This window comes from Mycobacterium deserti (assembly GCF_025345615.1).
Taxonomy (GTDB): Bacteria; Actinomycetota; Actinomycetes; order Mycobacteriales; family Mycobacteriaceae; genus Mycobacterium; species Mycobacterium deserti.
Genome location: NZ_JAODWD010000004.1, coordinates 401,852 through 426,407, shown reverse-complemented (window position 1 = coordinate 426,407; position 24,556 = coordinate 401,852). Strand labels below are relative to the sequence as shown.

At 67.9% G+C, this 24,556-nt stretch carries 20 protein-coding genes and 2 pseudogenes; 16 read left to right on the top strand and 6 right to left on the bottom strand.

The genetic code is table 11. The features are described 5' to 3' along the window. The first annotated feature begins 18 nt into the window (after positions 1 to 18). Complete coding sequence (locus N4S67_RS18355) at positions 19 to 3,483, top strand: non-ribosomal peptide synthetase (RefSeq protein WP_260994424.1); 3,465 nt, start codon at positions 19 to 21, stop codon at positions 3,481 to 3,483. Here N4S67_RS18355 and N4S67_RS18350 read toward each other — a convergent pair. Further along, positions 3,475 to 4,335, bottom strand: coding sequence for an LLM class F420-dependent oxidoreductase (locus N4S67_RS18350; RefSeq protein WP_260994423.1), 861 nt, complete (start codon positions 4,333 to 4,335; stop codon positions 3,475 to 3,477). The two genes, N4S67_RS18355 and N4S67_RS18350, sit on opposite strands and share 9 nt — an antisense overlap. A gap of 187 nt (positions 4,336 to 4,522) precedes the next feature. On the opposite strand from N4S67_RS18350, the gene N4S67_RS18345 reads away from it, so the two are divergent. The 4 genes and pseudogenes from N4S67_RS18345 to N4S67_RS18330 all read left to right on the top strand — a co-directional run bounded on the left by N4S67_RS18345 (position 4,523) and on the right by N4S67_RS18330 (position 11,866). Continuing rightward, entirely contained in the window at positions 4,523 to 9,298 is a 4,776-nt protein-coding gene (locus N4S67_RS18345; protein ID WP_313959961.1) for a non-ribosomal peptide synthetase, read from the top strand. Further along, a pseudogene (locus N4S67_RS18340) lies at positions 9,295 to 10,536 on the top strand (SidA/IucD/PvdA family monooxygenase); the annotation flags it as partial. The gene N4S67_RS18345 and the pseudogene N4S67_RS18340, both read left to right, overlap by 4 nt. A gap of 226 nt (positions 10,537 to 10,762) precedes the next feature. Continuing rightward, positions 10,763 to 10,975, top strand: a pseudogene (locus N4S67_RS18335) (MbtH family protein); the annotation flags it as partial. 231 nt (positions 10,976 to 11,206) lie between these two features. Continuing rightward, complete coding sequence (locus tag N4S67_RS18330; RefSeq protein WP_260994422.1) at positions 11,207 to 11,866, top strand: DUF998 domain-containing protein; 660 nt, start codon at positions 11,207 to 11,209, stop codon at positions 11,864 to 11,866. On the opposite strand, the gene N4S67_RS18325 is transcribed toward N4S67_RS18330, so the two are convergent. Next, positions 11,854 to 12,168 (bottom strand): type II toxin-antitoxin system VapB family antitoxin, encoded by a 315-nt coding sequence (locus N4S67_RS18325; protein WP_260994421.1) that lies wholly within the window; start codon positions 12,166 to 12,168, stop codon positions 11,854 to 11,856. The two genes, N4S67_RS18330 and N4S67_RS18325, sit on opposite strands and share 13 nt — an antisense overlap. A gap of 162 nt (positions 12,169 to 12,330) precedes the next feature. On the opposite strand from N4S67_RS18325, the gene hrcA reads away from it, so the two are divergent. The 8 genes from hrcA to era all read left to right on the top strand — a co-directional run bounded on the left by hrcA (position 12,331) and on the right by era (position 19,552). Next, on the top strand, positions 12,331 to 13,362 hold the full coding sequence (gene hrcA / locus N4S67_RS18320) for a heat-inducible transcriptional repressor HrcA (protein ID WP_260994420.1): 1,032 nt from the start codon (positions 12,331 to 12,333) through the stop codon (positions 13,360 to 13,362). Between the two features lie 39 nt (positions 13,363 to 13,401). Next, on the top strand, positions 13,402 to 14,550 hold the full coding sequence (gene dnaJ / locus N4S67_RS18315) for a molecular chaperone DnaJ (RefSeq protein WP_260994419.1): 1,149 nt from the start codon (positions 13,402 to 13,404) through the stop codon (positions 14,548 to 14,550). Between the two features lie 6 nt (positions 14,551 to 14,556). Beyond that, a complete protein-coding gene (locus tag N4S67_RS18310; RefSeq protein WP_260994418.1) occupies positions 14,557 to 15,300 on the top strand; it encodes a 16S rRNA (uracil(1498)-N(3))-methyltransferase in 744 nt (247 codons plus the stop codon). 108 nt (positions 15,301 to 15,408) lie between these two features. Then, positions 15,409 to 16,443 (top strand): PhoH family protein, encoded by a 1,035-nt coding sequence (locus tag N4S67_RS18305; RefSeq protein ID WP_260994417.1) that lies wholly within the window; start codon positions 15,409 to 15,411, stop codon positions 16,441 to 16,443. Positions 16,444 to 16,449: 6 nt separating this feature from the next. Then, positions 16,450 to 16,983: an rRNA maturation RNase YbeY gene (ybeY, locus tag N4S67_RS18300; protein ID WP_260994416.1), complete on the top strand. Its 534-nt coding sequence runs from the start codon at positions 16,450 to 16,452 to the stop codon at positions 16,981 to 16,983. Continuing rightward, positions 16,980 to 18,278, top strand: a complete 1,299-nt coding sequence (locus N4S67_RS18295) for a hemolysin family protein (RefSeq protein ID WP_260994415.1) — start codon at positions 16,980 to 16,982, stop codon at positions 18,276 to 18,278. Before ybeY ends, N4S67_RS18295 begins: the two co-directional genes overlap by 4 nt. Continuing rightward, positions 18,265 to 18,582, top strand: a complete 318-nt coding sequence (locus N4S67_RS18290) for a cytidine deaminase (protein WP_260994414.1) — start codon at positions 18,265 to 18,267, stop codon at positions 18,580 to 18,582. Before N4S67_RS18295 ends, N4S67_RS18290 begins: the two co-directional genes overlap by 14 nt. 67 nt (positions 18,583 to 18,649) lie before the next feature. Beyond that, positions 18,650 to 19,552 (top strand): GTPase Era, encoded by a 903-nt coding sequence (gene era / locus N4S67_RS18285; protein ID WP_260994413.1) that lies wholly within the window; start codon positions 18,650 to 18,652, stop codon positions 19,550 to 19,552. Here the strand turns inward: era and N4S67_RS18280 are convergent. Together N4S67_RS18280 and N4S67_RS18275 are read right to left on the bottom strand one after the other, a co-directional pair. Next, positions 19,549 to 20,082, bottom strand: coding sequence for a CAP domain-containing protein (locus N4S67_RS18280; protein WP_260994412.1), 534 nt, complete (start codon positions 20,080 to 20,082; stop codon positions 19,549 to 19,551). The two genes, era and N4S67_RS18280, sit on opposite strands and share 4 nt — an antisense overlap. An 11-nt stretch (positions 20,083 to 20,093) precedes the next feature. After that, entirely contained in the window at positions 20,094 to 21,569 is a 1,476-nt protein-coding gene (locus N4S67_RS18275; protein ID WP_260994411.1) for an amidase, read from the bottom strand. Positions 21,570 to 21,633: 64 nt separating this feature from the next. On the opposite strand from N4S67_RS18275, the gene recO reads away from it, so the two are divergent. From recO to N4S67_RS18260, 3 genes are read left to right on the top strand one after another with little or no spacing between them, the layout of a single operon-like run. Then, a complete protein-coding gene (recO, locus tag N4S67_RS18270; protein WP_260994410.1) occupies positions 21,634 to 22,491 on the top strand; it encodes a DNA repair protein RecO in 858 nt (285 codons plus the stop codon). Then, positions 22,424 to 23,323: a decaprenyl diphosphate synthase gene (locus tag N4S67_RS18265; RefSeq protein ID WP_260994409.1), complete on the top strand. Its 900-nt coding sequence runs from the start codon at positions 22,424 to 22,426 to the stop codon at positions 23,321 to 23,323. Before recO ends, N4S67_RS18265 begins: the two co-directional genes overlap by 68 nt. Before the next feature lie 22 nt (positions 23,324 to 23,345). Continuing rightward, complete coding sequence (locus N4S67_RS18260) at positions 23,346 to 23,771, top strand: hypothetical protein (RefSeq protein ID WP_260994408.1); 426 nt, start codon at positions 23,346 to 23,348, stop codon at positions 23,769 to 23,771. Positions 23,772 to 23,782: 11 nt separating this feature from the next. Here N4S67_RS18260 and N4S67_RS18255 read toward each other — a convergent pair whose 3' ends face one another. Continuing rightward, on the bottom strand, positions 23,783 to 24,187 hold the full coding sequence (locus N4S67_RS18255; RefSeq protein WP_260994407.1) for a Fur family transcriptional regulator: 405 nt from the start codon (positions 24,185 to 24,187) through the stop codon (positions 23,783 to 23,785). Next, a complete protein-coding gene (locus N4S67_RS18250) occupies positions 24,184 to 24,540 on the bottom strand; it encodes an ArsR/SmtB family transcription factor (RefSeq protein WP_260994406.1) in 357 nt (118 codons plus the stop codon). Before N4S67_RS18250 ends, N4S67_RS18255 begins: the two co-directional genes overlap by 4 nt. Positions 24,541 to 24,556 lie beyond the last annotated feature (16 nt).

Sequence of the window (24,556 nt, the reverse complement as noted above, 5' to 3'; positions counted from 1 at the left end):
ACTAATTTGGAGGAACGTGTGGGCGGTGGGACCACATCAGCGACGGTGCGGGACGAGGTCGCCGAACTTCTCGGCGTCAGCCCCGACGATGTCGACCCGGATGCCGACCTGATCGCCTCGGGTCTCGATTCGATCCGGATGATGTCGTTGTCAGGACGGTGGCGCAAGCAGGGCATCGACATCAACTTCGCGGCGCTGGCCGAGGCGCCCACCGTCGCGGCGTGGACGGCGTTGGTGGCCGAGCGATCCTCGGTCAGGCAGCAAGTCCAGTCCGCCACACCAGCCGACAGCGACGCCGCCGACGCGGACGAGCCGTTTCCGTTGGCCCCGATGCAGCACGCGATGTGGTTGGGGCGCAACGCCGATCAGCAACTCGGCGGCGTGGCCGCACACCTGTACGTCGAGTTCGACGGCGCGGGCGTCGACCCCGACCGGTTGCGCGACGCTGCAACGAGACTGGTTGCGCGCCATCCGATGTTGCGTGTCGAGATCCTTCCCGACGGCACTCAGCGAATCGGGGACCGCGGTCTTCCCGTGACGGTCTATGACCTCCGTGAGCTGAGCGGAAACGCGGCCGAGGAGCGTCTCGAACAGATTCGGCACGAGAAGTCACATCAGCTCCTCGACGGTGACGTGCTCGAACTGAGCCTGTCGCTGTGCCCCGACGGGCGCACCCGGCTGCACGTCGACATGGACATGAACGCCGCCGACGCGGTGAGCTACCGCAAATTCATGGCCGACCTCGCGGTGTTCTACCGCGGTGGGAACCTGCCCGACCTCGGCTACACCTACCGCGAATACCGGGCCGCCATCGCCGCATCGGACCCCGGGCCGTCCGAGGAGGACCGCCGGTGGTGGGCCGAGCGGGTGCCGGAGTTGCCGGAACCGCCGGCGCTGCCGCTGGTTCCGCCGGCCGAACAAGCCGATCCTCGGCGCAGTGTGCGGCTCTGGCACATCTTCGACGTGCCGACCCGCGATGCGCTGTTCGCCGCAGCGCACCGCCGGGGACTCACCCCTGCGATGGCCGTGGCCGCGTCGTACGCCAACGCGTTGGCCCGGTGGTCGAGCGGATCCCGCTTCCTGCTCAACCTGCCGATGTTCGGCCGTGAGCCGTTCCACCCGGACGTCGACAAGCTCGTCGGTTGCTTCACCTCGTCGCTGATGCTCGACATCGACCTCACCGGCGCCGACACGCCCGCAGCGCGGACCCGCGCGGTGCAGGAGACGTTGCACGGCACCGCCCGCCACTCGAGTTACTCGGGTTTGTCGGTGCTGCGCGACCTCGGCAGGCACCGCGGCAACCAGGTTCTGGCGCCCATCGTGTACACCAGCGCGCTCGGCCTCGGCGACCTGTTCGCCGGCGAGGTCACCGACCAGTTCGGCGCCCCGGTGTGGACGATCTCGCAGGGCCCGCAGGTCCTGATCGATGCCCAGGCGACACCGTTGGCGACCGGGCTGATGATCAACTGGGACGTCCGTGTCGACGCGTTCCGGCCCGGTGTCGCCGACGCGATGTTCGAATACCATCTCGCCGAATTGACCCGGCTGGCCACCGACGACTCGGCATGGGAGACCGCCGATCCGCCCGCGGTGCCGCAGTCGCAGCGCGACGTCCGCGAAGCGCTCAACACCACCGCCGCGCCACCCAGCGGCGAAACCCTGCACGGCGGCTTCTTCCGCAATGCAAAGTCGACGCCCGACGCCCCTGCGGTGTTCAGCAGCGCGGGTGACCTGACTTACGGTGAGGTGGCCGCGCAGGCGCGGTCGGTCGCGGCGACGTTGCGCGACAATGGGATTCGTCCGGGCGATCTCGTCGCGCTGATCGGGCCGAAGTGTGCCGAGCAGATACCCGCGGTGCTCGGCATCCTGGCCGCAGGTGCCGCCTACCTGCCGATCGGCGCCGACCAGCCCGCAGAACGCACCGCGCGCATCCTCGAGTCCAGCCACGTGGCCGCGGTGCTGACATGCGGCGCGTTCGATGCGAATGCCGTTGCGGCGGCGCGTATCACGGTGGCCGATGCCGTCCGCAACGACGCACACCCGACGCCGGAGGCCACGGATCCGGGGGCGCTGGCCTACGTGCTGTTCACTTCGGGTTCGACGGGGGAACCCAAGGGTGTCGAGTTGACGCACGACGCGGTGATGAACACCGTGGAGTTCGTGGCGGACCGCTACGCCCTCGGGCCCGCCGACCGCAGCCTCGCGCTGGCCTCGTTGGAGGCCGACATGTCGGTGCTGGAGATCTTCGCGATCCTGCGTGCCGGGGGTGCGGTCGTGGTCGTCGACGAACAGCAGCGGCGTGACCCCGACACATGGGCTGACCTGATTGCCGCGCATTCCGTCACGTTCTTGAACTGGATGCCCGGTTGGCTGGACATGCTGCTCGAAGCCGGCGGCGCCCACCTGTCGACGTTACGAACCGTGCTCCTCGGCGGTGACTGGGTGCGCCCGGAGCTCATTCGCGGACTTCGCCGTTGTGCGCCGGACGTCCGCGCGGCCGGCCTGGGTGGGGCGACGGAGACCGCCGTGCACGGCACGATCTGCGAAGTGGACGACCCGCCGCCGCACTGGACGTCGGTGCCGTACGGCACCCCGTTTCCGAACAACGCCTGCCGTGTCGTCGCCCCCGACGGCTCCGACTGTCCCGACTGGGTCCCCGGCGAATTGTGGTTCACGGGCCGCGGCATCGCACGCGGGTATCGCGGGCGGCCCGACTTGACCGCCGAGAAATTCGTCGAACACGATGGCCGAATCTGGTATCGCACCGGCGATCTCGTCCGATACCTGCCGGACGGCACACTGGAGTTCCTCGGCCGTATCGACCATCGGGTCAAGATCAGCGGCTATCGCATCGAACTCGGTGAGGTGGAAGCCGCGCTCAAACGCGCACCGGGCGTCGACGCGGCGGTCGCCGCGGTGATCCCGGGGGAGCGCGACACTCTCGCCGCGCTGGTCCGGGTCGGCGACCCCACCGTCGACTCGCGCGCCGTCACGGCCGCGATGACCGAGTTGGTGCCGGCCCACATGATTCCGAAGATCGTCGTTGTCAGCGACCGGATACCGTTCACCGTTGCGGGCAAGATCGATCGCACCGCGGCTGCGCGGATATTGGCCGAGGCGGAAGTGCCTGCCGCGCAAACATTTCGGGCGCCCTCCTCCCCGTTGGAGTCGGCCCTGGCCGCGATCGTCGGCGAGGTGCTCGACATCGAACCGCAGGGGATCGGGGTTGACGACGACTTTTTCTCGTTGGGCGGAGACTCGGTGCTCGCCACGCAGGTGGTCGCGCGGATCAGGGACTGGCTGGACACCCCGACGGCGATGGTGACTGACATGTTCGCTGCGCGGCGCGTGTCGGCGCTCAGCGAGAAGCTGATCGCGCGCGAAGCGGGCCGCGAACGCCTGGACATGGTCGCCGAGGTGTACCTGGAGGTCGCGGACATGGACAGCGCAGACGTGCTGTCCGAGCTGGAGTCGTCAGCGTAACGCGGCGGCCAGGCGGCGCCACTGCTCGCGCGGGAACTCCCTCGGATCTGCGGTGAGCACCTGAACGCAGACGTGATCGGCGCCTGCCGCATGGTGGGCGTTGACCCTGTCCAGGACGGCGCTCTCGTCGCCCCAGGCGATGATCGCATCGAACAGACGGTCGCTTACCGACGAAATGTCGTCCTCGGTGAAGCCGGAGCGCAGCAGATTGTTTGCGTAGTTGGGCAGCGCCAGATAGGCCCGCAGCCAATCGGTCCCGAGAGTTCGGGCTTCGTCGCGGTCCTCGGTCAGGAGCACCGTCTGCTCCGGCAACAGCAAGGGGCCCTCGCCCAGCACCTCGCGGGCATAACGAGTGTGGTCCGGCGTGACGAGATACGGGTGGGCGCCACGGGAACGGTCGGCGGCCAGCTGCAGCATCTTCGGACCGAGCGCGGCCAGCACACGACTGCCGACGGGCACGGGCTGGTCGGCCGCGTCGAGTTGATCGAGGTAGGCCCGGGTGGCGGCCAACGGCTTGCGGTACAGGCCGGGTTCTTTCGAGTCGATCAGCGGCGCATGGCTGACGCCGATGCCCAGCAGGAACCGGTCTCCGTGCTCGGTGGTCAGCGATGCGTGCCTGGCGGCGACCTCCGCGGGATCCTGCATCCAGAGATTGAGGATGCCGGTGGCGATCACCACGCGTTTGGTCGACCCCAGCAGATTCGCCACCGAGTCGAGTACCGGGCCGCCGACGTCGGGGATCCACAGCGCCGAGAAGCCGAGTTCCTCCAACTCCGCCGCCGCGTCGGCCGCTTCGGCCGCATCGCCGTATCGCAGTTGCGAGGTCCATACACCGACGCCTGCCAGATCCATGCGCTGTCCCTTCCCGATCACCGACCCCTCACGCTACCGGGGTGGATGGACGGCGCCGGGGGCCGATTCGCGCCCCATGTATGCGACTGAGCACGACTGAAGATAGGCTACCCTTACCCACGGCGCAGCCGGCGCCCGAGTGATGACGGAGATCTCGTGAGCCAGGTCCGAGAGGTGAAGACCACGCGTGACTGACACCGCCGATACTCGTGAGGATGTCGACAGGCACCGGCTCGAGCTCCTGCGACGCAGGCTTACCGAGCAGGGCCTGCGGTCGACTCGCGAGGTCGCTCACGCGTCGGTGACGACGGAGTTGTCCGACGGGCAGCGCCGGATGTGGTTCGTCCAAATGGCTGACCCCACCGGCGTGATCCTCAACATCTGCTTGTCCTACCAGATCACCGGGCAGTTGGATGCGACGCGTTTGCGCAACGCCGTCAACGCCGTCGCGTCACGCCACCGCATGCTGCGAACCACCTATCACGCCGATGTGAACGGCGAACCGCGGCTCACCGTTCACGACGACCTGACCCCGGGCTGGTCCGAACACGACCTGTCGGGACTGTCCGACCCAGCCCGCCGGTTGCGCCTGGAAGTGTTGGCCCAACGCGAATTCAACACTCCGTTCAACCTGACCACCGATGCGCCACTTCGTATCTCGCTGATCCGCACCGAGGCACAGGAACATCTTCTGCTGCTGGTCGCCCACCACATCGCCTGGGACGACGGCTGCTGGCCGGTGTTCTTCAACGACCTCACCCGCGCCTATCTCGGCGAGCGCCTCGTCCCGTCGGAGTCCGCACAGGTGGCGGCCGTCGATCACGAGGGGGCCGACCTCGAATACTGGCGCTCTGTGCTCGCGGACCTGCCCGAGCCATTGGAGCTTCCTGGGCCGAACGGCTCCACCGTTCCGACGAACTGGCGATCGCAACGCACCACGCTGACGTTGTCGAGTGAGACGATGGCGCGGGTCGCAACCGTGGCCAAGGACTGCGGCGCGACACCGTACATCGTGTTGCTCGCCGCGTTTGGTGCGCTGATCCACCGCTACACCCATTCCGACGACTTCCTGGTCGCCTCACCGGTGCTCAACCGTTCCGTCGGATCCGAAGACGCCATCGGGTATCACGGCAACACTGTCGCGCTGCGATTGCGTCCGCGCGCCCGCCAGACCTTCCGCGAGGCGATCCTGCAGGCCCGGGACACCGCGGTGGGAGCATTCGCCCACCAGAGGACCAACCTCGACAGGGTGGTCCGCGAGCTCAATCCGGACCGCCGCAACGGCGTCGACCGGCTCACCCGGGTGGCGTTCGGTGTCCGAGGCAGCGACGGTGAGGGCTTCAGTCCGCCCGGGATCGTCTGCAGAAGAGCGGAACTGCGCGGTCAGTACACCCAGCTGCCGTTGGCATTCATGCTGGAACTCGACGGCGCCGAGGGCGCAGCGGTGGTGGAAGCCGAGTTCCTCGTCGAGGTGCTCGACCGTGCGCTGGCTCACCAGATGCTCGAGCACTTCGCCGTGATCCTCGGTGACGCGCTGGAGAACCCCGACCGGCCGGTCGGGGAGCTCACCATTATGAACGCCGTCGACGCCGAGTGGCTGCACAAGACCACGCTAGGCGAGCGGTTCAGCACTCCGGCAACGACATTGGTAGCCCTGATCGAAGACCAGGTCGCCCGCACCCCGGAGCATGTGGCCGTCGTCCATGAGGGCCGCAGCTACACCTTCCGAGAGATCAACGAATCGGCGAACCGCGTCGCCCACTGGTTGATCGCCCAGGGCGTCGGCACCGAGGACCGCGTCGCGGTCCTGCTCGACCGCTCACCCGAACTGGTGATCACCGCGCTCGCGGTCATAAAAGCCGGCGCGGTGTACCTGCCGGTGGACCCCGCCGATCCGGGCGCCAGGATCGACTTCATCCTTTCCGACTCCGGTCCGAAAATGGTGATACGGAAGGAGGTCGGCGCGCTTGGGGGCGTACGCGTCGACAACCCGAGCGACGATGACCGGGTGCGGCCACTTCGACCCGACAACGCCGCCTACTTGATCTACACGTCGGGATCCACCGGGCTGCCGAAGGGTGTGTCGGTACCTCACCAGCCGATCGCCGAATACTTCGTCTGGTTCAAGGGCGAATACGCGATCGACCACCGCGAACGTCTGCTGCAGGTCGCCTCACCCAGCTTCGACGTATCGATCGGTGAGATCTTCGGAATGCTGGCGTGCGGTGGGCGCCTTGTGGTTCCGCGCTCCGAGCGATTGCGCGACGTCGGATACCTGACCGAGCTGTTGCACGACGAGGGCATCACCTCCATGCACCTCGTGCCCTCGCTGCTGGGCCTGCTGCTGTCCCTGCCCGGCGTCAACCAGTGGCGCGGACTGCAAAGGATACCGATCGGAGGGGAGGCGCTGCCCGGCGAGCTGGCCGACAGGTTCCACGCGACCTTCGATTCGCTGCTGCACAACTTCTACGGGCCAACCGAGACCGTGCTCAACGCAAGCCGCTACCGGGTCGAGGGCAAGCAGGGCCACCGCACCGTCCCGATCGGCACGCCCAAGATCAACACCCAGATCCACCTTCTCGACGACGCGCTGCAGCCGGTACCGGTCGGCGTCGTCGGCGAGATCTACATCGGCGGGTCACACGTGGCGCGCGGCTACCACGACCGGCCTGGGCTGACCGCCGAACGGTTCGTCGCCGACCCGTTCAACCCGGGCGGTCGGCTCTACCGCTCGGGTGACCTGGCCCGGCGCAACGCAGACGGTGACATCGAATTCGTCGGCCGGGCAGACGATCAGGTGAAGATCCGGGGCTTCCGCATCGAGTGCGGGGAGGTGGCCGCGGCCATCAGCGTTGACCCGAGCGTCGGTCAGGCCGTGGTCGTCGCCAGAGATCTGCCGGGCACCGGGCGGAGTCTGGTTGCCTACCTCACTCCTGCCAACGGCGCTGCGGCACAGGTCGACGTGGGCCGCATCAAGGCCCGCGTCGCCGCCGCGCTGCCCGCATACATGACGCCCGCTTTCTACGTCGTGCTCGACGAGATCCCGATCACCAACCGCGGCAAGATCGATCGCGCGGCACTGCCGGCGCCCTCCCACAACGAAAGCGTCACTTTCCGGCCGCCGGCGGCGGGCACTGAACGCCGAGTCGCGAACTTGTTCGCGGAGTTGCTGCAACGCAACGGAATACGGGCCAATGACTCGTTCTTCGAACTCGGAGGTCATTCCCTGTTGGCGACACGTTTCGTTGCGGCCGTGCGCAACCTGTTCAACGTCGACATCGGCGTCAGGGACGTCTTCGAACTCGGTACGGTCGCGAGCCTTGCCGAGCGCATCGACTCGGCGACCTCGGATTGCCCGGTGCGGCCGCGGCTGGTCGCGGCGCCGCACGACGGGCCGCAGCCGCTGTCGGCGTCTCAATCACGGATGTGGTTCCATCACCGCCTCAACGGTCCCGACGCGGTGAACAACATTCCGTTCGCCGCACGCATCACCGGGCCATGCGATGTCGAAGCGTTCGTCGCCGCGGTGCGCGACATCGTCGCCCGCCATGAGGTGCTTCGGACGACCTATTGCGAAATCGACGGCGTACCACACCAGATCGTCAACGACGCCGACACCGTGGCGGTGCGCCGGGCACACGGCGACGATCGCGAATGGCTGAACGCCGAACTCGCCAGAGAGCGCGGGGGTGCCTTCGACCTCGACCGTGAAACCCCATTGCGAGCGGCGGTGTTGTCGACGCCTGCCGAGCACGTGGTCTCGTTGGTGGTTCACCACATCGCCGCCGACCACTGGTCGGCTCCCGTGGTGTTCTCCGAGCTGGTGGCGGCCTACCGGGCGCGGCGTGCGGGCCGGGCGCCCAGGCTGGCGCCTCTGCACATTCAATACGCGGACTTCGCGGCGTGGCAGACGGCCCATCTGGCCGACACAGACGGCATCGTTGCGGCGCAACGAGATTACTGGCGCGATCAGCTTGCCGAGCTGCCGCAGACCGGCCTGAGCCCGGATTTGGCCCGTCCGCCCGTGTTGACCGATGCGGCGGATTACGTCGAGTTCACCGTCGCTGAGGCCACCCGCGGAACCCTGACCGAGCTGAGCAGGCAGCTCGGCATCACCGATTTCATGCTCCTGCAGACGGCGGTCGCCGTCGCGTTGCACAAGGCCGGTGACGGGTTCGACATCCCGTTGTTGGCACCGGTCGCTGGCCGCACCGAAACCGAACTCGACCAGCTGATCGGCTCTTTCGGCAATCTCGTGGTTCTGCGCAACGATCTGCGTGACAACCCCACGGTCCGCGAGATGCTGCGGCGCACCCGCGAAACGGCACTGGCGGCCTACGCCCATTCCGATCTGCCGTTCGACCACGTCGCCAACGTCGTCGGCCCGGTGCCGACCTCGCCGCGCGACCCGTTGTTCGGCGTCGTCGTGCACATGTGGGATGCGTTGCCGAAGAACCAGCTCGTCGAGTCGGGCGTCGACGGCGTGACGATGCTCTCCGCGCTCGAGCCGCCGATCGAGGGCACCCACGCCGATCTGGCCGTGCTGTTTTCTGCGGCCGACAACGGTTTTCGCGGTCAGGTCATCTACCGCACCGACCTGTATCGACGCGCTACCGTGCAACGATTCGCCGATTGGCTGAACCGGGTGCTGCAGGCGTTCGCCGACGATCCAGGTCAGCGGTTGCGGGACGTGCAGATCGCCGACCGCGAGGAGCGTCGTGCGGTGTGGGAACTGAGCGTGGCGAACGGTGTCAGCGTGCTCGACCGCTGGCGCGACCCGGTAGCCATCAACGCCGTCGGCGACGTGTACGACCATGTGCCCGACGAGCACGGCGGTACTCGACTGCGTCCGAGTGACAAACGGGCCAGGTGGACTACGGCCGGTCAGCTCGAGTACGTCGTGGCGACACGATCGGTCGGCGGGCTGTCGCGACACGACGCTCAACGGGACGGGGTGCTGTGACCGCCACGCTCGCGGTCGTCGGTGCGGGCGCGAAGGCGATCGCGGTCGCCGCCAAGGCGGCCGAGTTGCGCGCCATGGGCGTCGACGTGCCCGAGGTGGTTTCCGTCGAACGCACCGCGGTGGCCGCCAACTGGCAGGCCTGCGGCGGCTGGACCGACGGCCAGCACCGCCTTGGTACCAGCCCGGAGAAGGACGTCGGTTTTCCGTACCGGTCGTCGCTGGTGCCGAGGCGCAACGCCGAACTCGACGAGCGGATGACCCGGCACAGTTGGCAGTCGTACTTGATCGCCACCGGGCAGTTCGCCGAGTGGATCGACCGGGGCAGGCCATCGCCGGCGCACCGCAAGTGGAGCCAGTACCTGCGTTGGGTGGCAGGCAACATCGGCATGCGGGTCATCGACGGTGAGGTACAGCGCATCGCGGTCGAGAATCAGCGGTGGGCCTTGCACGCGAACAACGTGACTGTGCATGCCGACGCGGTGATGATCACCGGCCCGGGACGGGCGGAGCGGTCGATCCTGCCCGGCGATCCCCGGGTGCTGTCCATCGCCCAGTTCTGGGAACGCGCCGCGGGAAACGAACTGCTCAGTGCCGAACGGATCGCGGTCATCGGCGGCGGCGAGACAGCGGCGTCGATGCTCAACGAGTTGTTCCGGCACCGGGTTTCAATGATCACGGTGATTTCGCCGCAGGTCACGTTGTTCACCCGCGGCGAGGGATTCTTCGAGAACACGCTGTACTCGGATCCCACGCACTGGTCGAGCCTGACGTTGGCGGAGCGGCGCGACGCGATGTTGCGCACCGACCGCGGTGTGTTCTCAGCGCGGGTGCAGGAGGCGCTGCTGGCCGATGACCGGATCCGGCACCTGCGGGGCCGAGTCGCCCATGCCGTCGCCCTCGACGACCGAATTCGCTTGACGCTGAGCACGAATCGCGGCAGCGAAAGTTTCGAGACGGTCCACGGCTTCGATCTGGTGATCGACGGATCGGGCGCCGACGGGCTGTGGTTCGTGCCACTGCTCGGCCAGGAGACCAGAGACCTGATCGAACTCGGCATCGGCGCTGAACTCACCGGTGATGCGCTAGCGGAGAACATCGGCTACGACCTCGCCCTGGCCGGTGTGACGCCGAAGCTGTTCCTGCCCGGCTTGTCCGGGCTCACGCAGGGGCCCGGGTTCCCCAATCTGTCGTGCCTCGGCTTGCTGTCGGACCGGATCCTCGGCGCGGACTTCGGCACGGAGCGAGGCTTGGCCGAGCGACCATCGAGCACGGAGCGAGGCTTGGCCGAGCGACCATCGAGCACGGAGCGAGGCTTGGCCGAGCGACCATCGAGCACGGAGCGAGGCTTGGCCGAGCGACCATCGAGCACGGAGCGAGGCTTGGCCGAGCGACCATCGAGCACGGAGCGAGGCTTGGCCGAGCGACCATCAGAAGCGGGCGTCGATTCCGCACACAGGAGAAGCGATGAGCAACAACCCATTCGATGACGACAACGGCACCTTCGTCGTGTTGGTCAACGACGAGGAGCAGTACAGCCTGTGGCCGACCTTCGTCGATGTGCCGGCCGGCTGGCGGGTGGTGTTCGGCGAAAGCACGCGCGCCGAATGCGTCGCCTACGTCGAGCAGCACTGGACCGACATGCGCCCGCGGAGTCTGCGCGAAGCCATGGCTTCCGATGAGCGCTCGCGCGAAGAGGTGACGGCTTCCGATGAGCGCTCGCGCGAAGAGGTGACGGCTTCCGATGAGCGCTCGCGCGAAGAGGTGACGGCTTCCGATGAGCGCTCGCGCGAAGAGGTGACGGCTTCCGATGAGCGCTCGCGCGAAGAGGTGACGGCTTCCGATGAGCGCTCGCGCGAAGAGGTGACGGCCAACGACTGACCGACGCGCGGTGGCCTACCGTTAGGAGCCGTGGCGACGATCGAAACGACCAGGCGGGCATCCGCTTGGGTCGGCCCTGCGGCGTGGCTGGTCGGCGGCATCGGCTATCTGATCATCGAGGCGGTGGCGGCTGCGGCGGTCGAACCGTCCTACAGCTACGCCAACGCCTACATCAGCGCGCTGGGGGTGCCCGCGTGGTCGCCGCTGGCGCACTTGATGAACGCGGGCTTCGTCATGCAGGGCCTGTTGTACTTCGTCGGCGCCTATCTGGCGGTCCGTGTTTCCGGCCGGCGCGCGGTCGTGTTTCTGGTCCTCGCCGCCGCCAACACGGTCGGCAACCTTCTGGTGGCGACGGTCCACGGTGGCTCACCGCTGGCCGAAGGCGACGGGATGCGCTGGCACACGGCCGGTGCCTTCCTGGTGTTCCTGTGCGGAAACGCGGCGATCATCGCCGGATCGTCGGTCGTCGCCCGCGCGGCGGGGGTGCGGTGGTGGTACCGCGCCGTGTCGTTACTGATAGCGCTGACGGCGTTCGCGGCCGTCGTGATCATGGCGAATTACGCGGTGTGGCCGATCGCGCCGCTCGGCGCCGTTGAGCGCACCGCGGTGTATTCGATCATCGGGTGGCAGCTGTTGAGCGCCGCCGTGCTGTTGTCGGCGCGGCACGGCAGAAGCCGTCAGATCTGCTGACCGAGAGGCACGTCCATGTCGAAGACCCGGGCGTGCAGGACGGTCCGGTTCCGCAGCGCCGCCCGCACGGCGCGATGCAGCCCGTCCTCCAGATAGACGATGCCCTTCCACCGGACGGCGTGGGGGAACAGATCGCCGTAGAACGTCGAGTCCTCCGACAGCAGGCGATCGAGGGCGAGCACAGTGGTGGTCATGACCAACTCGTCGAGCCGGATTTGGCGCGGCGGAATTCGCGCCCACTGCCGGTGCGACAGCCCGTGGTCCGGGTAGGGTCTGCCGTCGCGGACCCCTTTGAAAATCATCGGGTTGACCTCCCCCGCATCATCCCCCCGGGAAAAGGCGTCACCCTGCGAAGGCTAGTCGTCACGGGGCTGTTCGCCACGCTAACCACCTCTCGGGCGACATCGGCCCAGTTAGACACCGTAAAATGAAACCCTGTCTCGCGTGGGAAGGGAAGGTGAACAGTGGGTAGTGCCGACGACCGTCGCTTCGAGGTGCTGCGGGCCATCGTCGCCGACTTCGTTGCCACCAAGGAGCCGATCGGTTCCAAGACACTCGTCGAGCGCCACAACCTCGGCGTGTCCAGTGCCACCGTGCGCAACGACATGGCGGTGCTCGAGGCCGAGGGGTACATCACCCAGCCGCACACCAGCTCGGGTCGCGTGCCCACCGAGAAGGGCTACCGCGAATTCGTCGACCGGCTCGACGACATCAAGCCGCTGTCGGCGGCCGAGCGCCGCGCGATCCTGGGCTTCCTGGAGTCCGGCGTCGACCTCGACGATGTGCTGCGCCGCGCGGTGCGGCTGCTGGCGCAGCTGACCCGCCAGGTCGCGATCGTGCAGTACCCAACCTTGTCGGCGTCGACGGTGCGCCACCTGGAGGTCGTCGCACTGACGCCTGCGCGCCTGCTGCTCGTGGTGATCACCGACTCCGGACGCGTCGACCAGCGCATCGTCGAACTCGGCGACACGCTCGACGAGCACGAGGTGGCACAGCTGCGAGACCTGCTGGGCCAGGCCCTCGAAGGCAAGCGGCTGACTGCGGCGTCGGTCGCCGTGTCGGACCTGGCCACCAATCTCAACGGCCACGGCGGTCTCGCCGACGCCGTCGGCCGGTCGGCGACGGTGCTGGTGGAGACCCTGGTCGAACACAGCGAGGAGCGTCTGCTGCTCGGCGGCACAGCCAATCTGACGCGCAACACCGCCGACTTCGGGGGCTCCCTGCGGCCCGTGCTCGAAGCGCTCGAGGAGCAGGTGGTGGTGCTGCGCCTGCTGGCCGCCCAGCAGGAGGCAGGCAAGGTGACCGTGCGCATCGGCCACGAGACGGAGGCCGAGGAGATGGCGGGCACCTCGGTGGTGTCCACCACGTACGGCAGTTCGGGCACGGTGTTCGGCGGCATGGGTGTGTTAGGTCCCACTCGGATGGACTATCCGGGAACTATCGCTAATGTCGCTGCGGTTGCTCTCTATATCGGGGAAGTCCTAGGTAGCCGCTAGTCGGCTAGAGACCAGTAAGCAAAGACAGGCGAGGTCAGCGTGGCACGCGATTATTACGGGCTGCTCGGGGTGGGCAGAGGCGCGAGTGAATCCGAGATCAAGCGCGCCTATCGCAAGCTGGCCCGCGAACTGCATCCCGACGTCAACCCCGACGAAGAGGCGCAGGCGCGGTTCAAGGAGATCAGCGTCGCCTACGAGGTGCTCAGTGACCCGGAGAAACGCCGGATCGTCGACTTGGGCGGCGATCCGCTCGAGACGGCGGGGGCCGCGGGCAACGGGTTCAGCGGCGGCTTCGGCGGCCTCGGTGACGTGTTCGAGGCGTTCTTCGGTGGCGGCACCGCGTCTCGCGGGCCGATCGGGCGGGTGCGGCCGGGGTCGGACTCGCTGCTTCGGATGCGGCTGGACCTGTCGGAGTGCGCCACCGGAGTGACCAAGCAGGTAACCGTCGACACCGCGGTGCTCTGCGATCTGTGTCAGGGCAAGGGCACCCACGGCAATTCCACCCCGGTCACCTGCGATACCTGCGGCGGCCGCGGCGAGGTGCAGACCGTGCAGCGCTCACTGCTGGGCCAGGTCATGACGGCACGCCCGTGCCCGGTGTGCGGCGGGGTCGGCGAGGTCATCCCGGATCCGTGTCACCGCTGCGGCGGCGACGGCCGGGTCCGCTCCCGGCGCGAGATCAGCGTGAAGATCCCCGCAGGTGTCGGCGACGGGATGCGGGTGCGCTTGGCCGCCCAAGGTGAGGTCGGACCCGGCGGCGGCCCCGCGGGTGACCTTTACGTCGAGGTGCACGAGAAGGCGCATGACACGTTCGTGCGCGACGGCGACGACCTGCACTGCACGATCTCGGTGCCGATGGTCGACGCGGCGCTCGGCGCCTCGGTCACCGTCGACGCGATACTCGACGGCCCTATCGAGGTCGAGATCCCGGCGGGCACGCAGCCCGGGGCGGTCATCACGATCCGTGGGCACGGCATGCCGCACCTGCGCTCCGGCGTGCGCGGCGACCTGCATGCACACGTCGACGTGATGGTGCCGACCCGGTTGGACCACGACGATATCGAGATTCTGCGCAAGCTCAAGGAGAAGCGGGCCCGCGATGTGGCCGAGGTGCGGTCGACGCAGAGCCAGGGCGCTGCGGGCGGCGGCTTCTTCAGCAGGTTGCGCGAAACCTTCACCGGCCGCTAGGCCAGCGTGATCGGCACGCTGTTCTACGTCGACGCCCTGCCGTCGACCGGTGAGCTTGCCGTCGTCGACGGCGACGAGGGCTTCCACGCCGCGAATGTGCGCCGGATCCGGACGGGGGAGCGAGTGGACCTCAGCGACGGCGCCGGCGCCTTGGCGCACTGCGTCGTCGAAGAGACCGGCAAAGGCCGGTTGACCGCGCGGGTACTCCAGCGCTTCACCGTCGGAGAAGCGATCCCGAAGGTCACCGTCGTGCAGGCGTTGCCGAAGTCCGACCGCGCCGAACTGGCCGTCGAACTGGCCACCGAAGCCGGCGCGGACGCGTTCGTCGCGTGGCAGGCCGCGCGCTGCGTGGCGCGGTGGGACAGCCCAGCCAAGGTCGACAAGGGGCTGCGGCGGTGGCAGGCGGTGGCCAGGTCGGCGGCTCGGCAGTCGCGCCGCCCGCACATCCCGGCCGTGACCGGCATGGTGAAGACCCCCGAGTTGGTGGAGCGCATCCGCGACGCTCGCGGCGCGCTGGTGGTCGCACTGCACGAGTCGGCGACCCGACCGCTGGCCGATCTTCCTGTGGCGCAAGCTCATTCGCTGATGCTTCTGATCGGGCCTGAGGGCGGAATAGCCGATGACGAGGTGGCCGCACTCACGGATGCGGGCGCCGTCGCGGCGCGGTTGGGCCCCACGGTGCTGCGAACGTCGAGCGCGGCGGCCGTCGCGTTAGGGGCGCTGGGCGTCTTGACGAACCGGTGGATGTGAGTTGACCTGCGCAGATAAGCATTGGGTTGGGTAGGCACCCGACGGTAAAGTGGGTACTCACGAGCAAACCACCAGGCCACGACCCAGAAAGTAGGCAGAAAGCCCCACGTGACGCCTCGCGAAACGAACGCTGACTCGGACGCTCTCGTTCGCAGCAGCATCGATGTTCCGCCCGACCTCGTCGTGGGCCTACTGGGTTCCGCCGACGAGAATCTGCGCGCACTCGAGAGCCTCCTGGCCGCTGACATCCACGTCCGCGGCAACGCGGTCACCCTCGTCGGCGAGCCCGCTGACGTGGCGCTGGCCGAACGGGTGGTCTCCGAACTCATCGCGGTCGTTAACAGCGGCCAGACCCTGAGGCCCGACGCGGTACGCCACAGCGTCGCGATGCTCACCGGCACCGGAAATGAATCGCCCGCCGAGGTATTGACCCTCGACATCCTGTCGCGGCGCGGCAAGACCATCCGACCGAAGACGCTGAACCAGAAGCGCTATGTCGACGCGATCGACGCGCACACCATCGTCTTCGGAGTCGGCCCAGCGGGCACCGGAAAGACCTACCTCGGAATGGCGAAGGCGGTCAGCGCTTTACAGACCAAGCAGGTCAGCAGGATCATCCTAACCCGCCCCGCGGTCGAGGCCGGGGAACGCCTCGGCTTTCTGCCCGGCACGCTCAGCGAGAAGATCGACCCGTACCTGCGGCCGCTGTACGACGCGCTGCACGACATGATGGACCCCGAGCTGATTCCCAAGCTGATGAGCGCCGGTGTCATTGAGGTCGCGCCGCTGGCGTACATGCGAGGCAGGACGCTGAACGACGCGTTCATCATTCTCGACGAGGCGCAGAACACCACCGCTGAGCAGATGAAGATGTTCCTGACGCGATTGGGGTTCGGCTCGAAAATCGTTGTGACCGGCGACATCACGCAGGTCGACCTGCCGGGTGGTGCGGAGTCCGGATTGCGCGCCGCGATGCGGATTCTCGACGGCATCGACGATATTCACTTCGCCGAGCTCACCAGTGCCGACGTCGTTCGGCACCGGCTGGTGTCCGACATCGTCGACGCTTACGCCAGAGTCGAGGACCCTGCGCTGGCCAACCGCGCGCAGCGTCGCGCCTCGGGCAACCGGCCGCGACGGTAGACCGCGATGAGCATTGAGGTGTCCAACGAATCGGGCATCGACGTCTCCGAAGACGAGTTGATCAGCGTCGCCCGATTCGTCATCCGCAAGATGAAGGTGCATCCGGCGGCCGAGTTGTCGATGGTGCTGCTCGACACCGCCGCGATGGCCGACCTGCACATGCGATGGATGGACCTGCCGGGTCCGACCGACGTCATGAGCTTTCCCATGGACGAGCTCGAGCCGGGTGGCCGGCCCGACGCGCCGGAGCCTGGACCGTCGTTGCTCGGCGACATCGTGTTGTGTCCGGAGTTCGCGGCTACCCAGGCCACTGCGGCCGGACACTCGCTCGGTCAGGAGCTGGCCCTGCTGACGGTGCACGGGGTGTTGCACCTGTTGGGCTACGACCACGCCGAGCCGGACGAGGAGAAAGAGATGTTCGCCCTGCAGCGCCAGCTCCTCGCGGAGTGGGTGGCCGAGCAGGTCGAGGCGTACCACCAGGACCGTCAGTCCGACAAGGACCGGCGGTTGCTGGAGTCCCGATATTTCGACGAGCCATGAACGGGACCGCCCCGCTGTTCGGCGCGATTGCGCTCGTCGCATTCGGTGGACTCTTCGCGGCCGTAGACGCCGCGCTGAGCACCGTGTCGGTGGCGCGCGTCGAGGAGTTGATGCGCGACGAGCGCCCAGGCGCGGTGCGGTTGGCACGGGTGATGGCCGAGCGGCCGCGCTACATCAACCTGATCGTGCTGTTGCGCATCGCCTGCGAAGTCACCGCGACCGTGCTGCTCGTCGCGTATCTCGACGGCCTGCTCGGCGTGGCGTGGGGTCTGACCGCCGCGGCCGCGATCATGACTGTGGTCAGCTTCGTCGCGATTGGTGTCGGTCCGCGGACGTTGGGCCGCCAGCACGCCTACTCGTTCGCGCTGGTGGCCGCGCTTCCGCTGCAGGCGATTTCGGTGCTACTGACCCCGATCAGCCGGCTGCTGGTCCTGATCGGCAACGCGCTGACGCCCGGGCGCGGCTTTCGCAATGGGCCGTTCGCTTCCGAGATCGAGCTGCGTGAGGTCGTCGACCTGGCGCAGCAGAGCGGGGTGGTGGCTGACGACGAGCGCCGGATGATCCAATCGGTGTTCGAGCTCGGCGACACCCCGGCGCGTGAGGTGATGGTGCCGCGCACCGAGATGGTGTGGATCGAAGTTGACAAGACGGCAGGACAGGCCACGTCGCTGGCGGTGCGCAGTGGACATTCGCGCATCCCGGTGATCGGTGAGAACGTCGACGACGTCGTCGGTGTGGTCTACCTGAAAGACCTGGTGCAGCGGACGTACTACTCGCGAAACGGCGGCCGGGACACCAAGGTCTCGGATCTGATGCGACCCGCGGTCTTCGTGCCGGACTCCAAGCCGCTCGACGCCTTGCTGCGAGAGATGCAGCGCGACCGCGTGCACATGGTGCTGCTGGTCGACGAATACGGTGCGATTGCGGGCTTGGTCACCATCGAGGATGTGTTGGAGGAGATCGTCGGGGAGATCGCCGATGAGTACGACACCGACGAAGTCGCCCCGGTCGAGGAGTTGGGCGACGAGAGCTACCGGGTGTCGGCCCGGCTGCCGATCGAGGACCTCGGCGAGTTGTACGACATCGAGTTCGACGAGGGCCTTGACGTCGACACCGTCGGCGGACTCGTCGCGCTGGAACTCGGTCGCGTCCCGCTGCCTGGAGCCGAGGTGACGTGGGACCGTCTGCGACTTCGCGCTGAGGGCGGGCCCGACCATCGCGGCCGGGTGCGCATCGGTACGGTCCTGGTCAGTCCGACCGAGCCGGGGTCCGAGGAGACACATGACGGATCTTGACGCCGAGGACGCCAAGTTGGTGACGCTGGCCCGCGGCGCCATGGGCCGGGCCGAAGCGAGCACTGGCGCGGCGGTTCGCGACGCCGACGGCCGCACCTACGCCGGAGCGCCGGTGACGCTGAAAGCGTTGCAGCTGAGCGCTTTACAAGCTGCTGTTGCCGCCGCGGTGTCCAGCGGCGCCACCGGGCTCGAGGCTGCGGTGTTGGTCGGCGGTGCCGAGGACGACGCGGGCGTGGCCGCGGTGCGAGAGTTGTCGGCCGACGCGACGGTCATCGTCACCGACCGGTCGGGCAAGCGCATATGAGCGTCGAGACTGCGCACAGATCGCGAAATCGCGTCACAGCGCGACCTCCCCGCAGTCTCGGTGCGAAATGAACGACGAATTCCGTTCCGGCTTCGTCTGTTTCGTGGGGCGGCCGAACACCGGCAAGTCGACGCTGACCAACGCGCTCGTCGGCGCCAAGGTCGCCATCACGTCGAACCGGCCGCAGACCACCCGCCACACCATCCGGGGCATCGTGCATCGCGAGAACTTCCAGATCATCCTCGTCGACACCCCCGGTCTGCACCGGCCGCGCACCCTGTTGGGGCAGCGTCTCAACGACCTGGTGAAGGACACCTACTCCGAGGTCGACGTCATCGGACTGTGCATCCCGGCCGACGAGAAGGTCGGACCGGGGGACCGGTGGATCTACGAGCAGATCCGCGCCGTCGCGCCGAAGACCACTCTGGTGGCCGTCGTCACCAAGATCGACAAGGTGGCCAAGGACCGCGTCGCCGCGCAACTGCTCGCGGTCAGCGAGCTCGTCGGCCAGGACACCGAGATCGTGCCGGTGTCGGCGACCGCCGGCGAGCAACTGGATGTGCTGACCGACGTGCTCGTCGAGCAGTTGCCGCCCGGTCCGGCGTTCTATCCCGACGGCGAGCTGACCGACGAGCCCGAGGAGACGTTGATGGCTGAGCTGATTCGGGAGGCCGCCCTCGAAGGCGTGCGCGACGAGCTGCCTCACTCACTTGCCGTCGTCATCGAGGAGGTCAGCCCGCGTGAAGGCCGAGACGACCTGATCGACGTGCACGCCATCCTGTTCGTCGAGCGTGACAGCCAGAAGGGCATCGTGATCGGCAAGGGCGGTGCGCGTTTACGTGAGGTGGGCACCGCCGCGCGCACGCAAATCGAGAAGCTGCTGGGGACCAAGGTGTATCTCGACCTACGGGTGAAGATCGCCAAGAACTGGCAACGCGACCCGAAACAGCTTGGCCGACTGGGCTTTTAGCCCGGTTGACCGAACGCACGACCCGGGCCCTGCGCGGGCGGCGCGCTGTCGCCCTTCCCGTACACCGCGACGACAACCGTGCGGTCGATCAGGTTCTCTGACCACACTCCGATGTCGACGTTCGCGCAGTCGGCCATGATCGCGTGGTAGTCGGGCCGGTGATACCACTGGTTGATCAGCTCGACGCCGCTGATGGCCAGCGCCGGATTGGTCGCCACCGTCTCGGCCACCGCGCCGTCGTAGCCGGCCTTGCGCGCGCGGTCGGTGACCGTCGACCCGTCAGAACCGATGTCGCCGTTGAGTGCGCGGTTGTTCACAACGTCATTGGTGTGCCACTGCGCGGCCAGCCGCAACTTCGGGTTGATCTCGATGTCTGTGTCACAGCCGGCCTGGTGCTGCACGGTGTAGACGTTGGCGACGACCCCGTCGTTGAGACGCTTGTTGTCGGCGACGGCCGTGGGTGTCCCCAGAACCGCACCGCCGAGGACGGCCAGTGCCGGAAGCGCATAAGCGCAGCGCAGCGCTCTCATGACCGAGGACATTACGCGACTTCGTCGGACCGCTCCTCGTGGACCGGAGTTACGTCGGCGGGGGTCGGAAACCACCACGCCTCGGGCTGTTTGTTCACCCAGCCGTTGATCGCCTCCAGCTCCGCGGCCAGCGAGATCAACAGCGGCTCACTGTTGGCCGGGCCCATCAGCTGAACGCCGATCGGCAGGCCGTCGGAGGTGAAGCCCGCGGGCACATTGATCGACGGCCAGCCCAGCAGGTTCCACGGCCACGTCACCGGGCACGCCTTGATCATGGTGCGGTCGGTCGACAGCCCGCCGCGCCGATCGAAGTCGTGCACCGGCGGCGGCGGCTGCGCGGTCGTCGGCGCCAGCACGACGTCGGCGATGTTGAACGTCCACCCGATGCGCCGGTGCGCACGCGCTTCGTGTGCGCGGGCCTTGCGCAACACGTTCTGCGACAACAACCAGCCCGTGCGGATGTTGGCTCGGGTGCGCTTGTCGAGCTCCACGTCGTGGCCCAGCCGGTCGGCCCACTCGACCAGCCCCGACGTGGACCGGGACAGGAAGTTCCACGACATGCCCAGGGTGTAGTCGGGATCGTGCGGCTTGACCGTGTGCCCCAGCTCTTGGAGTTGACCGGCGACGGTTTCGAGTGCGGCGCGGATCTCGGGGTGCAGTTTGGCGCGGAACACCGTGTACGGGAACTTCGTCGACATCGCGATCCGCAGCGGACCGGGCGCCTGGCCGACGAAGTCGGTGGCCCGCACCGGCGGTGGTTGGTGCAGGTCACCCGGGGCGTTGCCGGAGGCGGCATCGAGGACCAGAGCCGCGTCGGTGACCGTCCGCGCCAGCACCCCGTTGACCGTGATCCCGTTGAACGCCTCGGGCAGTGGCCAGGTGGAGATGCGTCCGCGCTGCGGCTTGATTCCCACCAGATGGGTCCACGCGGCGGGAATGCGGACGCTGCCCGCACCGTCTGATCCGATGGCCGCGGCCACCAGGCCCGCGGCCACCGCCGCCGCACTGCCGCCCGACGATCCGCCCGGTGTGTGCGCACGCGACCAGGGGTTGCGGGTATGTCCGAACGCCGGCCCGCTGGTGAACGGCCATTGGCCCAACTCGCATGTATTGGTCTTGCCGACGATCACCGCACCCGCGGCCTTCAGCCGGCGCACCACCTCGGCGTCGGCCGCCGCGGGACGCACGTTCCCGTCGGCGCCGAACCGTGTCGGCACACCCGCAATGTCGACGTCGTCCTTGACCGCGATCGGAATCCCTAAAAGGGGATGTTGTGAAAGATCCTGGCCTGCCGCACGTTTGCGGTCCGCCTTGGCCGCGTCGGCCAGAGCCTGTCGGCGCAGCACCACCCGGAAGGCGTTGAGCGACGGCTGGCTGGCGGTGATCGCGTCCAGCGACCGCCGGACCAGCTGTTCGGACGTGACTGTGCCGCTCGCCAGCTGGAACAGCTGCTGAGTCAGGGTGGGGAAGCGGGAAGAATGAACCATCGCTTAGGAGGATAATCGGCGCTGCGTTCCGGGTTCTGTCAGAACACAGTGCGAGACTGTACTGATGCGGCTGTATCGGGACCGGGCGGTGGTGCTGCGCCAGCACAAGCTCGGCGAGGCCGACCGCATCGTCACCCTGCTCACCCGCGACCACGGGTTGGTGCGCGCGGTGGCCAAGGGTGTGCGCCGCACCCGCAGCAAGTTCGGCGCCCGGCTCGAACCGTTCGCGCACATCGACGTTCAGCTGCACCCCGGCCGCAACCTCGACATCGTCACCCAGGTGCAGGCCATCGACGCGTTCGCCACCGACATCGTCTGCGACTACGGCCGCTACACCTGCGCATGCGCGGTGCTGGAGACCGCCGAACGGCTGGCCGGGGAGGAGCGGGCGCCGATGCCCGCACTGCACCGGCTGACCGTGGCCGCTCTGCGGGCGGTGGCCGACGGAAGCCGGCCGCGCGAGCTTGTCCTCGACGCGTACCTGTTGCGCGCTATGGGGATCGCGGGGTGGGCGCCCGCGCTGACCGAATGCGCCCGCTGCGCCACGCCGGGCCCGCACCGGGCGTTCCACATCGCGGCGGGCGGTGCCGTGTGTGTGCACTGCCGGCCGTCGGGTTCGGTGACACCGCCGCAGGGCGTGCTGGACCTGATGACCGCACTGCACGACGGAGACTGGGAGCACGCCCAGGCGTCGCCGTCGTCGTACCGCAGCCAGGCCAGCGGTCTGGTTGCTGCGCATCTGCAATGGCATCTGGAACGGCAGCTGCGAACATTGCCGCTGGTGGAGCGCGTCTACCGGGTCGATAGGACGGTCGCTGACCAGCGGGTGGCTCTGGTCGGGAATGATATGCGCCATGGCAGCGAGAACCGGCGGGCGACGGGTGAGCAAGCGCACCTACCCACAGCTGCCCCCGGCGCCTGAGGACTATCCCACCTTCCCCGACAAGTCTTCGTGGCCTGTCGTGTTCCCGGAGCTGCCGCCGCGCAGCAACGGCCGATTCGCGCGTCCGCCCCAACACACGTCCATGGCGGCCGCGCCGGAGATCCCGGCCGACCAGGTGCCCAAGCACGTGGCCGTCGTGATGGACGGCAACGGCCGCTGGGCGACCCAACGCGGACTGCACCGCACCGAAGGCCACAAGATGGGTGAGGCGGTGCTGATCGACATCACCTGCGGCGCCATCGAAATCGGTATCAAGCACCTGACGGTCTATGCGTTCTCCACCGAGAACTGGAAGCGCAGCACTGAAGAGGTCCGGTTCCTGATGGGCTTCAACCGCGAGGTGGTCCGCCGGCGCCGTGAGAACCTCAACGACATGGGCGTGCGCATGCGCTGGGTCGGCTCGCGGCCGCGGATGTGGCGCAGCGTCATCAAGGAGTTCGACATCGCCGAGCAGATGACGGTCGGCAACGACGTCATCACGATCAACTACTGCGTCAACTACGGCGGGCGCACCGAGATCGTCGAGGCGACCCGCGAGCTCGCACAGGCGGCGGTCGACGGCAAGGTCAATCCGGGTCGGATCAGCGAGGCGACGTTCGCCAAACACCTTCACCGGCCCGATATTCCGGATGTCGACCTGTTCATCCGGACCTCGGGGGAGCAGCGGGCCAGCAACTTCCTGCTGTGGCAGGCCGCGTACGCCGAGTTCGTTTTCCAGGACAAACTGTGGCCCGACTACGACCGTCGCGACCTGTGGGCGGCCTGCGAGGAGTACGTGCACCGCAACCGGCGCTTCGGCAGAGCCGAATGATGTATCTGAGCGGTTGGGCCTGATGGATTTGCAGGAGCGGCTGGTCGCCGTCCTGGACGGGGTGCTGACGGTTCAGCGCGAGGACGACGGCGCGGTGACGGTGCACCACGACGGCACGTTCGCGTCGCTGCGGGTGGTCACCGTCGCCGAGGGGCTCGACCTGGTGTCGCTCACCCAGATCCTGGCGTGGGATCTGCCGTTGGACGCCAAGCTGCGGGCCAAGGTCGCCGATCACGCCCACGCCACCATGCTCGGCACGGTCTCGCTGGCGGCCAAGAGCGGACACAAGGAGATCGCCGCCGGCGCCAAGCGCAACTCCAAGAAGGTCGCGGATGTGTTGTTGCGGTACAACTTTCCGGCGGCCGGCCTGACCGATGACGCGCTGCGCACGCTGGTGCTCATGGTGCTGGCCACCGGGGCTGATGTGCGGCGCGCGTTAGCCGGCTGACGCGGCGGAGCTCAGGTCGGCGTGGCCTTGGTGCAGGCGCCGCAGATCCCGAAGATCTCGATGGTGTGGCTGACGTCGGAGAAACCGTGCTTGCGGGCGACGTCGGCGGCCCACTTCTCGACCTCGCGGCCCACCACTTCGACCGTCGATCCACACGCCCGGCATACGAGGTGATGGTGGTGGTCCTCGGAGCATCGGCGGTAGACCGACTCGCCGGTGTCGGTGCGCAGGGTGTCGACGACACCTGCGGCGGCCATCTGCTGCAGGGTTCGGTAGACGGTCGTGAGCCCGATGCCCTCTCCGCGACGGCGCAGCTCGTCGTGCAGGTCCTGGGCCGAGCGGAAGTCGTCGATCTTGTCCAGCAGCGCGGAGATCGCTGCGCGCTGGCGGGTCGCGCGCACGGCGGGCTGGGTCACTGCGTGCCCTCGGCGGCGTGGGTGACTGCCGCGACGACGATGTCGGCGAGGTGGTGGTCCACGAGCCGGTACATCACTTCGCGCCCCGACCGTTCACCGGCCACGACACCCGCGGCCTTGAGAATGCGCAGGTGCTGGCTGACCAACGGCTGCGGCACGGCCAGCGCGTCGACGAGTTCGTGCACGCAGCGCGCCGACTCCCGCAGCTGAAGGACGATCGCGATGCGCACCGGCGCGGCCAGTGCGCGCAGCAGATCGCCGGAGGTGTCGAGCAGTTCACGTTCCGGCAGCTCCGGGTACGGCGCCCCGCTGTGTTCGTGGCCGGTCTCAGGCAAAGTGGAAACGATTTCCATTATGACGCCAACAATA